Here is a 12,743-nt window from a genome sequence, read left to right as displayed (position 1 = left end):
AAATATATAGTACCGCCAAACAGGTTCATCCAGAGAGAAAAGCCCCAAAAATACTCTAAATCTTGGTCTGAAAACAATGACTTAGCGTTGATTTCAATATGACGGTTTAATGACATTTTTGCGCCGAAAATAAGTAATCTGGAAACACTGTAAGATGCTGATTCGTGCTCATCCTTTATTTCTCCGGCTATGCTGCAAACTCCTGCCACATTTACCCCGTTGATTCGTCCGCAACAGCATGACAATCCGCTCACATTTGTCTTCCATCGCGGAGAGTTGCTTTTGCGCAACAGTGTTTTGGGCCTGTTGGACGCGGCCGAGCTGGCGGCGCTGAATTTGGCGCCCGAGCGCATCCATCCGCTGGGGCTGTGGGAGGGGCGCTACTACCAGGCGGCGTGGCTGGATGAGGCGGTGTCGCCGGGCCCGGACTTCGGTTTTCACGGCCTGCGCTCGCTGTTTGGCGTGCTGGACGACAGCTTCCTCGGGCTGGCCGGGCGGGCTTACCAGCTGACCGAATGGTCGCGCACTCATCGCTTTTGCGGCGCTTGCGCCACGCCCTTGCAATTGATCGAGGGTGAGCGCTGCTACAAGTGCCCTAATTGCGGGCACAGCGCCTATCCGCGCATCTCGCCGGCCATGATGGTGCTGGTGCGCAAGGGCGATCAGGTCTTGCTGGCCATGCACACCAACTCGCCGTACAAGCGCTATACGGCGCTGGCCGGTTTCCTGGAGGCCGGCGAATCGGTGGAGGAGGCCATCCACCGCGAGGTGTTTGAGGAGGTCGGCCTGCGCGTGCACAACCTGCAGTATTTCGGTAGCCAGTCGTGGCCGTTCCCGCATTCGCTGATGATTGCCTACACGGCCGACTACCTGGACGGCGAAATCCGCATCGACCAGAGCGAAATTGCCGATGCGCGCTGGTTTGGCGCGGATGATGAATGGCCCGATTTGCCGATCAAGGTGTCGATCGCGGCGCGGCTGGTGGACGCCCACCGGCCCAAGCGATAGGGGCGCTTGTCCGATATACTGTCGGGCAAATTTAAAAAAAGGTGTTTCATCATGTCTCAAGAATTTACGGAAAACGACTGGCGCCGACTGATCGCCAGCATCGGCGAAGACCCAGACCGTCCCGGCCTGCTGGAAACCCCGGCCCGCGTGGCCAAGGCGTGGAAGCACTGGACTTCGGGCTACGAGCAGAATCCGGCCGAGCTGCTGAAGGCGTTTGAAGACGGCGCCGAGCAGTACAACGAATTCATCATCGTGCGCAATATTCCGGTGTACAGCCACTGCGAGCATCACCTCGCGCCGTTCTTCGGCAAGGCCACCATCGGCTACATCCCGAATGGCAAAATCGTCGGCCTGTCCAAGCTCACCCGCCTGGTCGATTGCTTCTCCAAGCGCCTGCAAGTGCAGGAACGCATGACCATGCAAATCGCCAACGCACTGATGGAAGTGCTGGAGCCAAAGGCGGTCGGCGTGGTGGTCAAGTGCCGCCACCTGTGCATGGAAAGCCGCGGCATCCGCACGCCGGGCGAAGAGACGGTGACCTCGGCCATGCTGGGCGGGCTACAGACTAATCTGGCCACGCGCACCGAGTTCCTGGCGCTGGCCAAGGACTAATCCACATGGCGGCAATCGAATGGCTGGGCGGTAGTCTCGCAGAGGCGCAGGCTTTGGCGCGGGCGCAGCAGCGTCCGCTGTTCCTGTACTGGGGCGCCGTGTGGTGCCCGCCGTGCAATCGCGTGAAGTCGGAGATTTTTGCGCGCGACGAGTTCGTGGCGCGGACTTCGGCAGTGCTGTGCTATCACCTCGATGGCGACAGCGCCGGCGCGCAAACCCTGGCGGCGCAGTACCAGCTGCGCAGCTATCCAACGCTGGTGCTGTTCGCGCCCGATGGCGCTGAAATCACGCGCCTGCCGTGCGAGCTCGACGGCGAGCTGTTCCTTGCTGCGTTTGATGGCGCGCTGGCGGTGCACAAGGCCGGTTCCTCGGCTGCCGCTGCGCTGGATGCGGCCCTGTCCGGTTCGCGTGCCTTGAGTGCCGACGAGTGGTCGCTGCTCAGCCATTATTCCTGGGATACCGACGAAGGCAAGCTGCTGGGCGCGCGCCCATCGGCGGCAACCTTGTCGGCGCTGGCTGCGGCTAGCACCAATCCCGATGCCGCCGTACGTTTGAACCTGCATGCCCAGCTGGCTTCCGGCACGGGCGATGCGGCAGCCTTGCTGGCCGTGTTGGCCGATGCGCGCCTGACGCGTTCCAATATGGACATCTTCAACAACAGCGGCATCAACCTCATCAAGATTGCCAGCCGCCGCGAAGAATTGGCGGCAGCACTGGGCAGCGTGGCGGCGCAGTGGGCCGATGATTTCTGGCTCAGCGCGCCGGATCGCCTGATGGCCGTGCGCTTGCAGATGCGTCTGGCGCGTTTGCTGGCGCCGTCGCACGGCTTGCAAGACGTGGTGCGCGAGCGCGTGGAAGCAGCGCTGGCGGAATCAAGCGATCCTTACGAGCGCCACATGCTGGTCAACACCGCAGTGAGCGCGCTCAACGACGCGGGCTTGTCGGCGCAAGCCGAGCAAGTGCTGCTGGCGGAATTGCCGCGCTCGCATTCGCCTTACTACTTCATGCTGAGCCTGGCCGCCGCAGCCAAGCGCCGCAATGATGTGGCCGGCGTGCTCGATTGGTATGGCAAGGCCTGGCATGCATCGGTCGGGCCGGCCACGCGCCTGCAATGGGGCGTGACTTATCTCAGCAGCCTGATTGATCTGGCGCCGCAAGACGCCGCGCGCATCGAACAAGCAGCGCAAGGCGTGCTGGCCGATGTGCAGGCTGCGGGCGCCGATGCGCATCAGCAGCGCAACCTGGCCCAACTGCAAAAACTCAGCGCTGGAATTCGGCGCCTGCCTTCCACTTGGGATGGTCCTTGGACTGGGCAGCTTGGTAGCCTGCTTGAAACAGTAGGTTGATATCCTCCACCGCGCCGCTGGTGTTCCAGCTGGCTTGCACCACATCGTTGACGGTGTGGTACTGGTGCGCCATGTAGCTCAACAGCTTGCCCGTGCTGCCGCGCAGATAAATCGTCGGCACGCCGGCGCGGGCAAATTCCAATTGATCGCCGCGGTAGTAGCTGTCGTAGCTGGGCTTGAGCACGCGGCCTTGCTTGGCCGCTTGCGCCGCCACCAGGTCATCCGCCGTTGATTTGCCCATGCCGCTCAGTTCCACATCGCGGCTGCGGCCCCACATATTCAAGCCGTCGATATTGATGTTGAGGATGGTCTTGCCGATCGGGTACAGCGGATGGCGCAGGTAGTATTGCGCGCCCTGCATGCCGCGTTCTTCCGCTGTGGTCGCCAGGAACAGGATGGAGCGCTTGGGTGCGGCCGGCAGCGCCTTGTAGGCGCGGGCGATTTGCAGCAGCGCCGCTACGCCGCTGGCGTTGTCGACCGCGCCGTGGAAGATTTGCTGCGTGCGCGGCCCCGGCAGGTTTTCGTCGATGCCGAAGTGATCCCAGTGTGCGGTATAGATGATGACCTCGTTCTTCAGCACCGGATCGGAGCCAGGGATGCGCGCCACTACGTTGTGCGAGGCCACGTCGCGCACCGCGTTCAGCATGTTGACGTTGAGCTTGAGGCCCAGCGGCACGGGCTTGAAGTCGCGTGACAGGGCGCGCTGCTTGAGTTCCTTGAAATCCAGTCCGGCCGCCTCGAACAGCTCGCCGGCGCGCTCTTGCTGCAGCCAGCCGGCCACCGGCGGCAGGTAAGGATCGGCCTTGCCGTCTTGCAGCGCGAAGTTTTCGCGGCCCCAGCTGTTCAGCACCGCCTCGTACGGATGGCCGGCCGCCTTCGGCTCGTGAACGATCAGCGCTGCCGCAGCGCCCAGCTTGGCCGCCATCTCGAACTTGTAGTTCCAGCGGCCGTACCAGGTGACGGCGTTGCCGCCGAATACTTGCGGATCCAGCTGCCTGGGGCGCTTGGGATCGGGCAGCTGCGGGTCGTTGATCAGCATGACCAGCGTTTTGCCCTTGAGGTCGGTGTCCTTGTAATCGTCCCACTTGAACTCGGGCGCGCGCACGCCGTAGCCGACAAACACCAGTTCGGAATTGCTCACCTCGACTGTCGGCGTGGCGCGGGTGGTCCATGCCACGTAATCGTCGCCGAACTTGAGCTGGGTGGCGCCGTAAGCCAAGGTCGGGTGGCTGGAGATGCCGACCATCGGCACCGCCTGCATGTAGGTGCCGTCCGGGTTGCCCGGCTCCAGCCCCAGCTTCCTGAATTGCTGTTGCAGGTAGTCGATGGTCAGCTGCTCGCCCCGCGTGGCGGGCGCGCGGCCTTCAAATTCATCCGACGCCAGCGTGCCGATATGCTCCAGCAGCGCCGCGCCGTCGACGGGCTGGGACGCGGCCGCGTGGGCGGCGCAGGCCAGCAGCGCACTCGGCAGGAGCAGTTTCATGTGGTCAAGGAATTGTTAATAAGAAGCCACCATTTTGACACACTTTCTTGCCGAAAGACACTGCCACGTAAACCAGATTAATCGGATAAACAGATGGGTTTAAGCGAAAAATCGCGCTTTTTTATCGTTATTTTTGATACTAAGATGAGCTCATCGAATCCCACTTAGGAGCAACATCATGAACACCAAAGCCATCCTCGCCGCCGCCACCCTGATGATTGCCGCCGGCAGCAGCTTCGCCGCCGACACCAGCGAAGCCGCCTTCGACCAAACCTTCCTGAGCAGCGCCAAGAGCACCCTGACCCGCGAAGAAGTGAAAGCCGCCACCATCGCCGCCCGCGACGCCGGCCAGCTGGACACCAACGAGGCTTACCAGGACATCGCCTACATGGCGCCGCGCGCCAAGAGCGCCGAGGTGAAAGCGCAACTGGCCGCCAAGCAGCAAAAAGACAAGACCGCGCAATAAGCCATTCGGCTGATTGCACGCAGCGGGCGCCGCGATTTAATCGCCGCGCCCGCTTTCACTTTGGCGCATAAACCACAGACTTGCATTTCATACACCACCTGTCCAGCCTTTGGAGGTATGCTGGTTTCCAGAAGACAATAGGAGACTCATACCATGAACAAGTTGTCGTTCCAGCAGAAGCTGTGGGTGCCGTTGATTTGCAGCTTGCTGTGCATCACCGCGATTTTTCTCTTCGAAACCATCCAGACGCGCAATGTGCGGATGGAGGAGCGGCAGGCCGATCTGCGCAACATGGGCGATCTGGCGCTCAACATCGTCAAGCAATTTGGCGATAAGGCTGCGGCCGGCACCCTCTCCAAGGAGGAGGCGCAAAAGCAGGCGATGGACGTGATCCGCGGCCTGCGCTACGCCAAGGACGGCTACTTCACCATCAGCAGCGGCACCATGTCGGTGATGCACCCGATTAAGCCGGAAAACAATGGCAAGGACCTGGCCGATCTCAAGGATCCCAAGGGCACCTACGTCTACCGCGCGATTGCGGCCACGGCGGCCTTGCCCGAGGGCGGCGGTTTCGTCGGCTATTACTGGTCGCGTCCCGGTTCCAACGAGCCGGTGCCCAAGCTGAGCCGCGTAGTGGCTTATCAGCCGTGGAACTGGGGGATCACCACCGGCGTCTACACCGATGACATCGACGACGCTTTCCGCGCTTCGCTGCTGAAGTCGGCTGGCTGGCTGGTCGTGGTGTGCGTGGTGCTGTCGGTGATCGTCAGCCTGATCAACAAGAACTTGCGCCACACTATCGGCGGCGATCCTGAGTACGTGGGCGAGATCACGCAGCGCATTGCAGACGGTGATCTTAGCGTGGGCGTGAACACGCATGCCACCGATACCGGCAGCATCTTGTACTCGGTGAAATCCATGCAGCAGCGCTTGGCTGAAACCATCGGCGAAATCCGCAACAGTGCCGAAACGATCGCCACCGCATCAGGCGAAATCGCGACCGGCAATATGGACCTGTCGGCGCGCACCGAGTCGCAGGCGAGTTCGCTGGAAGAGACGGCGGCGTCGATGGAAGAGTTGACCTCGACCGTGAATCAGAATGCGGACAACGCCGTGCAGGCCAACAAGCTGGTGCAGTCGGCCTCGGAAGTGGCCGAGCGCGGCGGCAAAGTGGTGTCGCAGGTGGTGCAGACCATGGAGACCATCAATGCTTCGGCCACGCGGATTGTCGACATCATCAGCGTGATTGACGGGATCGCGTTCCAGACCAATATTCTGGCCTTGAATGCGGCGGTGGAAGCGGCGCGCGCCGGTGAGCAGGGCCGTGGTTTTGCGGTGGTGGCGTCCGAGGTGCGGAATCTGGCACAGCGTTCGGCAGCGGCGGCCAAGGAAATCAAGGAGCTGATCAACGCCTCGGTGGACAGCATCGGCGCCGGCAGCGCGCTAGTGGCGGAGGCCGGCACGACCATGGATCAGGTGGTGGCCAGCGTGTCGAAGGTAACGCAGATCATGGCGTCGATTACCGACGCGTCGAGCGAGCAGAGCACGGGCATCGGCCACGTCAACATGGCGATCACGGAGATGGATTCGGTGACGCAGCAAAATGCCGCGCTGGTGGAGCAAGCCGCAGCAGCGGCCGGCAGCATGCAGGAACAGGCGGCGATGCTGGCTTCGCTGGTAGCGCGCTTCAAGCTCAGCGGCGAACAGCAAGCGGCGCCGCGCGCGCGTACCAGCTCGCGCCAGGTGGCTTTGGTTCGTTAAAAACCGGGGTCAGTTCTGCCAATCGGACACGAGCCCTGCCGTAGCAGCCGCTACGGCAGGGCTCGTGTCCGATTGGCAGAACTGACCCCGAATTATTTAGCGTCGGCGGGCACGGTTTCGACCACGGCGGCTTCGTAGACGAATTTGTCGCCGTCGGAGCGGAACACGCCCATCAGCTCACCGCCGTCGCCTTTCACGTCGGGATACTGGGTGCAGGTCTGCGTTTCGACCTGCCACATTTCCTGGCCTGCGCGCAGGGTCCAGACATTGTCGCCGCCGGATAGCAATTCGATTTCCACATCTTCCGCCGGCATCTCGGTCAGCTCGATGCGGCGCAGGCACTCGGGCAGGCGCTGCATGATCAGCTCGACCCGGCTCTCGCTACTCCAGAAATGCTTTTGCGCGCGATGGATGGTCAGCGCATGGTTGCCGACCGGGCCGTCCGCGTAGTACGACGCGGTGTCGTCCACGCAGGCGGCGAGCAGCAATGGCATCAGGACTATCAGGATCTTGCGCATGGGGCTTCCAATTCGTTGCTATCGATTTGGAAACAATTATAGCGCCTTAAAAGCGGTAGCCGACCCCAACTGCCAACATCAGCGGATCAATCTTCACGCGGCTGACCTTGGCGCCGCCGATCAGCACATCGCTGCGAATCTGCGCTTTCTTCACATCGAAGTTGAGCGACCAGTTTTTATCGAGCGCCACATCGGCGCCCGCTTGCAGCGCCAGGCCGATACTGTCGTGCTCAAGGCTGGCCGCGCCGTTCAGCATCTTGTTGCCGGAGAAGGTGGTGTAGTTCACGCCCGCGCCCACGTATGGCCGGACGGTGGCGTCCGGCAGGAAGTGGTACTGCACCAGCAAGGTCGGCGGCAGGTGCTTGACGGTGCCGATCTTGGCGCCATCCAGGGCCACATCGTGTTTTTGCGGATAGGTCAGCACCAGCTCCGCTGCAATGTTCTTGGTGAAGAAATAGGACACGTCCAGTTCCGGGATGGTCTTGCTGCTGACGCTGATGCGGTCGGCCGCGCCCACGCCGGCTACCGGATCGGACTTGCTCGCTGGGTCGAGGTGCACCGCGCGCACGCGCACTTGCCACGGCGTCTCTTGCGCCGTGGCGCCGCCGCTGATCAGGACTAATGCCGCTACTGCTGCTACATGCTTACTCATTTCACTTCCTCTTTGTCGTCGTTAAATAATCGTTCAGTACGAAGGGAAGTCTCGGCCATGCGCGCGTGAAAATCATTGATCCAAGTCAAAATTTTCTAAAACCTAAATAGTGGTAGTATGACCAGCGATCGATTTTGGCAAACAACGAACAGGAGATCGCGCATGGCCAAGCTAAACGTCAACGGCATCGTTAGGGAATATGAGGCGGAGGACGATACGCCGCTGCTATGGGTGATCCGCGAACAGCTAGGACTGACCGGCACCAAGTACGGTTGCGGCATGGCGCAGTGTGGCGCGTGCACCGTGCATATCGATGGCCAGGCGGTGCGCAGCTGTGTGTATCCGGCTGCCGCTGTTACCGGCACGCAGAAGATCACCACCATCGAGGGCTTGTCCAAGGACGGCTCGCATCCCATTCAAAAAGCATGGGCCGCACTGGATGTGCCGCAGTGCGGCTTCTGCCAGTCCGGCATGATCATGGCTGCCGCCGCGCTGGTGCGCGAGAAGCCGAAATGTACCGACGCCGATATCGATGCGGCCATGACCAATATCTGCCGATGCGGCACCTACAACCGCGTGCGCAAGGCGATCCACGTCGCAGTGCGCGGCGGCGATCCTGCCACCGCAGGCCTGGCGATTGAACGCATTGAAGGGAGCAAGGCATGAACTCGCGCCGCAGCTTCCTCAAGATCGCCGGCGGCCTCGTTGTCGCTTTCCATATTCCGTTTGATGCTGCAGCCGGCGAACAGCCGCCTATCGCCAAGGGCGCGTCCGACGCGACGCCGGAAGTCAACGCCTGGGTGGTGGTGAAGCCTGACGACACCATCGTGATCCGCATCGCCCGTTCCGAGATGGGACAGGGCACGCTGACCGGCCTCGCGCAGCTGGTGGCGGAAGAGCTGGATGCCGACTGGAGCAAGGTCGTCACCGAATATCCATCGCCGGGACAGAATCTGGCGCGCAAGCGCGTGTGGGGTTCGTTCTCCACCGGCGGCAGCCGCGGCGTGCGCGAGTCGCACGACTACGTGCGCAAGGGCGGCGCGATTGCGCGCACGATGCTGGTTCAAGCCGCAGCCGATGCCTGGAAGGTGCCTGCGTCCGAATGCGTGGCCGCAGCCAGCGTGATTACGCACAAGCCGACCGGCCGCACCATCAGCTACGGCAAGGTGGCCGACGCCGCCGCCAAGCTCACGCCGCCAACCGAGGTGGCGCTCAAAGATCCGAAGGATTGGAAGCTGGCCGGCAAGCGCCTCGCGCGCCTGGATACGGTCGACAAAACCACCGGCGCGCAAGTCTACGGTATGGACATCAAGATGCCGGGATTGCTGAATGCAGCCATCAAGGATTGCCCGGTATTCGGCGGCACGGTGAAGAGTTTTGACGCGTCGCTAATTGAGAAGCGGCCCGGCATCAAGAAAGTGTTCAAGCTCGGTGACAGCGCCGTAGTGGTGGTGGCCGATACGTGGTGGCGCGCCAAATCCGCACTGGACGCGCTGCCGATTGAATGGGACAAGGGGCCAAACGCCAAGCTGTCGCAGAAGGACATCAACGCCACGCTGAAGGCCGCGCTGGATGCGCCGGAAGCAGTGGTCGGCAATGCGAATGGCGACGCCAAGGCGGCCCTGCAAGGCGCCGTGCGCAAGGTCGAAGCGGTGTATTCCTTCCCATGGCTGAATCACGCCACCATGGAAACCATGAACGCAACCGCGATCTGGACGCCGGAGCGCTGTGAGGTCTGGACGCCGACGCAAAACGGCGAGGCGGCACTGGCCGCCACCGCCGAAGCATCGGGCCTGCCTGCAGCCAAGTGCGATGTCTACAAGATGCACCTGGGCGGCGGCTTTGGCCGTCGCGGCGCCACGCATGACTGGGTGACGCAGGTGGTGAAGATCGCCAAGGAGATGCCGGGCACGCCGGTCAAGTTGATCTGGTCGCGCGAAGAAGACATGCTGCATGGCCGCTATCACCCGATCACGCAGTGCAAGCTGACGGCGGGGCTGGATGCGAAGGGCAACGTCACCGCGCTGCACATGCGGATTGCGGGCCAATCGATTCTGGCGTCGCTCGGTTCTACGCTGAAGGATGGCAAAGACCCGGTGGTGTTCCAGGGCTTGAATGCGCCGGGGCCGGAGGCGTCCATCGGCTATAGCTTCCCGAATCTGCTGGTTGATCACGCGATGCGCAATCCGCCCGTGCCTGCGGGCTTCTGGCGCGGCGTGAACCTTAACCAGAATTCGATTTATCTCGAATGCTTCATGGACGAATTGGCGCATGCGACCAAGCAGGACCCGCTGGCCTTCCGCCGCAAGCTGATGGCCGACCATCCCAAGCACCTGGCGGTGCTGAATGCGGTGGCGGAGAAGGCCGGTTGGGGCAAGCCTGCGCCGAAGGGCGTGTATCGCGGGCTGGCGCAGACCATGGGCTTTGGCAGCTACGTGGCGGCATGCGCCGAGGTGTCGGTGGATCGCAAGACCGGCAAGGTGAAGATTCACCGCATCGTCGCGGCGACCGATCCGGGCTACGCGGTGAATCCGCAGCAGATCGAGGCGCAGGTGGAGGGCTCGTTTGTGTATGGCTTGTCCGCAGCGCTGTACGGCGAGTGCACGCTGAAGGATGGGCAGATGGAGCAGCAGAACTTCGACACCTACCAGATGCTGAAGCTGGACGAGATGCCGAAGGTGGAGTCCATCATCATGCCATCCGGCGGCTTCTGGGGCGGCGTGGGTGAGCCGACGATTGCGGTGGCTGCACCGGCGGTACTGAACGCCATTTTCGCCGCCACCGGCAAGCGCGTGCGCGATCTGCCGCTGAAGAATCACAGCCTGGTGAAGAAGGCCTAGCGATGGCAGCGCGCTGGCACCGGCGCGGCAGGGCAGCGAGCGCGCTCGCCCTCGCCGCGCTGCTGCCTGCCGCCGCCGCAAGTGAGCCGATCGCGGTCAGCGGCGACGGCATCGCTGGCCAACTTCCCGGCGTAGCGACGGGCGACGCCGCGCGCGGCCGCGCCATCGTGGCGAATCGTCAGCTTAGCCTTTGCCTGCTGTGCCACACCGGCCCCATTCCTGAAGAACGCTTTCAAGGCAATCTCGCACCAGACCTGCGCGGCGCTGGACAACGCTGGAACGCCGACGAACTACGCCTACGCATCATGGACGCCAGCCGCTTCAATCCATCCACCATCATGCCCTCGTACTACAAGACCGAAGGCTTAAACCGCGTAGCCGCAAACTACAAGGACAAGACCATCCTCACCGCCCAGCAAATCGAAGACGTGGTGGCATGGCTGCAAACACTGAAGGAGCCCGTACCATGAAGCGCCGCGACCTGCTCGCCGCCGGCGCCATGCTGGCGCTGGTGCGCCCGGCATCGGCCACGCCGGTGGAAATGGCCGCCGCCATCAACCACTTCACCGGCGGCGCCAAGCCGCAAACCGGCAAAGTCAAATTCGACATCGCTCAACTGATCGACAACGGCAACGCAGTCCCCGTCACAGTCTCGGTGGACAGCGCCGTGGAAAACGTCCGCGCCATCGCCATCTTCACCGAGCGCAATCCGCAAACAGATGTCGCCGTATTCACGCTCAGCCCACGTTCCGGCAAGGCCGAAGTCTCCACCCGCATCCGCCTCGCCACCTCGCAACGCCTGATGGCCGTGGCGCGCATGGCCGATGGCAGCTATTGGTCGCACAGCGTAGATGTCATCGTCGCGCTGGCAGCCTGCATCGAAGGCGAGGCTCCCTGATGGCCCGCGCCCTGATCCACATGCCCGCCACCGCCAAGCGCGGCGAGGTAATCGAAATCCGCGCCCTGATCGGCCACCCGATGGAAACCGGCTACCGCGTTGGTGCAGAGGGCAAGCTGCTGGCGCGCGACATCATCCGCCAGTTCGTTTGCCGCTACAACGGCGAACAAGTCTTCGGCGCAGAACTGCACCAGGCCATATCGGCCAATCCCTACATCGCCTTCTACACGTTGGCGACGGAAAGCGGCACGCTGGAATTCCAATGGGATGGCGACAACGGCTTTACGCACACCGAAAAAATGAAGCTGACGCTGACGGTGAGCCCATCATGAAGCGCGTGCTGCTGGCTTGCCTGCTCATCACCGGCATCGCGCTGGCAGCCGACGAGCGCCGCTCCGGTCTGGAATTCACCAGCCCTGCCACGCAAGCCATGCAGCGTGACGACGCACAGAATCCCGCCATGCTGTGGGTCAGCAGCGGCGAAGCACAATGGAACACGATCGCAGGCGGTAGCGGAAAATCCTGCGCCAGCTGTCATGGAGACTCCAGCAGCATGCGCGGCGTAGCAGCGCGCTTCCCGGCCTTCCACGCCGACAGCGGCAAGGTGGTCAACCTCGGTCAACGCATCAACATCTGTCGCGAACGCAAGCAGCAAGCCACGCCGTGGAAACTGGAGAGCGAAGAACTGCTAGGCATGGAAGCCTACGTAGCGATGCAATCGCGCGGCATGCCAGTGAATCCACCGCAGGACAGCGGCACGCAAGCCGCCGCCGCGCGTGGCAAGCAGTTCTACTTCCAGCGCATCGGCCAACTGAATTTGTCATGCGCGCAGTGCCACGACCAGCAATGGGGCAAGCGCCTAGCCAGCAGCACCATTCCGCAAGCGCATGCCGATGCGTATCCGATCTATCGATTGGAGTGGCAAGCGATGGGATCACTACAACGCCGCCTGCGCAACTGCATGAGCGGAGTCCGCGCCGAGATACCCCAATTCGGCGCAAAAGAACTGGTGGATCTGGAAGCGTGGCTCGCCGTGCGCGACAACGGAATGAAACTTGAATCACCAGGGGTGCGGCCCTAGCACGCCGCCACCCCGCACTGCGGCAAATAGGGGTCTGACCCCACGGGGTCAGACCCCCGCGTCCGGGCTGCGGGTCCA

Annotated in this window: 14 protein-coding genes; 11 read left to right on the top strand and 3 right to left on the bottom strand. The window is 62.5% G+C overall.

What is annotated here, in order from left to right; translation table 11 throughout:
• Window positions 1-189: 189 nt before the first annotated feature.
• Genes nudC through GTP45_RS26750 form a run of 3 tightly spaced genes read left to right on the top strand, consistent with a single transcriptional unit; the run spans window position 190 to window position 2,966 of the window.
• Window positions 190-1,008 (top strand): NAD(+) diphosphatase, encoded by an 819-nt coding sequence (gene nudC / locus GTP45_RS26760; RefSeq protein WP_161016881.1) that lies wholly within the window; start codon window positions 190-192, stop codon window positions 1,006-1,008.
• Window positions 1,009-1,059: 51 nt separating this feature from the next.
• A complete protein-coding gene (gene folE, locus GTP45_RS26755; RefSeq protein ID WP_161016880.1) occupies window positions 1,060-1,620 on the top strand; it encodes a GTP cyclohydrolase I FolE in 561 nt (186 codons plus the stop codon).
• Window positions 1,621-1,625: 5 nt separating this feature from the next.
• A complete protein-coding gene (locus GTP45_RS26750) occupies window positions 1,626-2,966 on the top strand; it encodes a thioredoxin family protein (protein WP_161016879.1) in 1,341 nt (446 codons plus the stop codon).
• On the opposite strand, the gene GTP45_RS26745 is transcribed toward GTP45_RS26750, so the two are convergent.
• On the bottom strand, window positions 2,881-4,449 hold the full coding sequence (locus tag GTP45_RS26745) for a M20/M25/M40 family metallo-hydrolase (protein WP_161016878.1): 1,569 nt from the start codon (window positions 4,447-4,449) through the stop codon (window positions 2,881-2,883). The two genes, GTP45_RS26750 and GTP45_RS26745, sit on opposite strands and share 86 nt — an antisense overlap.
• A gap of 178 nt (window positions 4,450-4,627) precedes the next feature.
• On the opposite strand from GTP45_RS26745, the gene GTP45_RS26740 reads away from it, so the two are divergent.
• The gene (locus GTP45_RS26740) at window positions 4,628-4,915 is read left to right on the top strand and encodes a DUF4148 domain-containing protein (RefSeq protein WP_161016877.1); all 288 of its coding nucleotides are present in this window, start codon (window positions 4,628-4,630) and stop codon (window positions 4,913-4,915) included.
• A gap of 153 nt (window positions 4,916-5,068) precedes the next feature.
• Window positions 5,069-6,676: a methyl-accepting chemotaxis protein gene (locus GTP45_RS26735; RefSeq protein WP_161016876.1), complete on the top strand. Its 1,608-nt coding sequence runs from the start codon at window positions 5,069-5,071 to the stop codon at window positions 6,674-6,676.
• 92 nt (window positions 6,677-6,768) lie between these two features.
• Here the strand turns inward: GTP45_RS26735 and GTP45_RS26730 are convergent, their stop codons facing one another.
• Window positions 6,769-7,194: a YdgH/BhsA/McbA family protein gene (locus GTP45_RS26730; RefSeq protein ID WP_161016875.1), complete on the bottom strand. Its 426-nt coding sequence runs from the start codon at window positions 7,192-7,194 to the stop codon at window positions 6,769-6,771.
• Between the two features lie 46 nt (window positions 7,195-7,240).
• Window positions 7,241-7,846 carry an OmpW/AlkL family protein gene (locus GTP45_RS26725; RefSeq protein WP_161016874.1) on the bottom strand — a complete coding sequence of 202 codons (606 nt, stop codon included), beginning with the start codon at window positions 7,844-7,846 and terminating at the stop codon, window positions 7,241-7,243.
• A 162-nt stretch (window positions 7,847-8,008) separates the two neighbouring features.
• On the opposite strand from GTP45_RS26725, the gene GTP45_RS26720 reads away from it, so the two are divergent.
• From GTP45_RS26720 to soxA, 6 genes are read left to right on the top strand one after another with little or no spacing between them, the layout of a single operon-like run.
• On the top strand, window positions 8,009-8,512 hold the full coding sequence (locus tag GTP45_RS26720; RefSeq protein ID WP_161016873.1) for a (2Fe-2S)-binding protein: 504 nt from the start codon (window positions 8,009-8,011) through the stop codon (window positions 8,510-8,512).
• The gene (locus GTP45_RS26715) at window positions 8,509-10,686 is read left to right on the top strand and encodes a xanthine dehydrogenase family protein molybdopterin-binding subunit (RefSeq protein WP_161016872.1); all 2,178 of its coding nucleotides are present in this window, start codon (window positions 8,509-8,511) and stop codon (window positions 10,684-10,686) included. The genes GTP45_RS26720 and GTP45_RS26715 overlap by 4 nt, the downstream gene beginning before the upstream one ends.
• A 2-nt stretch (window positions 10,687-10,688) precedes the next feature.
• On the top strand, window positions 10,689-11,156 hold the full coding sequence (soxX, locus tag GTP45_RS26710) for a sulfur oxidation c-type cytochrome SoxX (RefSeq protein WP_161016871.1): 468 nt from the start codon (window positions 10,689-10,691) through the stop codon (window positions 11,154-11,156).
• Window positions 11,153-11,584 carry a SoxY-related AACIE arm protein gene (locus GTP45_RS26705; RefSeq protein ID WP_229258669.1) on the top strand — a complete coding sequence of 144 codons (432 nt, stop codon included), beginning with the start codon at window positions 11,153-11,155 and terminating at the stop codon, window positions 11,582-11,584. The genes soxX and GTP45_RS26705 overlap by 4 nt, the downstream gene beginning before the upstream one ends.
• Window positions 11,584-11,916: a thiosulfate oxidation carrier complex protein SoxZ gene (gene soxZ, locus GTP45_RS26700; protein WP_161016869.1), complete on the top strand. Its 333-nt coding sequence runs from the start codon at window positions 11,584-11,586 to the stop codon at window positions 11,914-11,916. Before GTP45_RS26705 ends, soxZ begins: the two co-directional genes overlap by 1 nt.
• Window positions 11,913-12,665, top strand: coding sequence for a sulfur oxidation c-type cytochrome SoxA (soxA, locus tag GTP45_RS26695; RefSeq protein ID WP_161016868.1), 753 nt, complete (start codon window positions 11,913-11,915; stop codon window positions 12,663-12,665). Before soxZ ends, soxA begins: the two co-directional genes overlap by 4 nt.
• Window positions 12,666-12,743 lie beyond the last annotated feature (78 nt).

Origin of the sequence: Duganella rivi, from assembly GCF_009857435.1 — a bacterium.
GTDB classification, from domain to species: domain Bacteria; phylum Pseudomonadota; class Gammaproteobacteria; order Burkholderiales; family Burkholderiaceae_D; genus Rugamonas; species Rugamonas rivi.
Note: the sequence above shows the minus strand (reverse complement) of the source record. Positions and strands in the feature narration are given on the sequence as shown.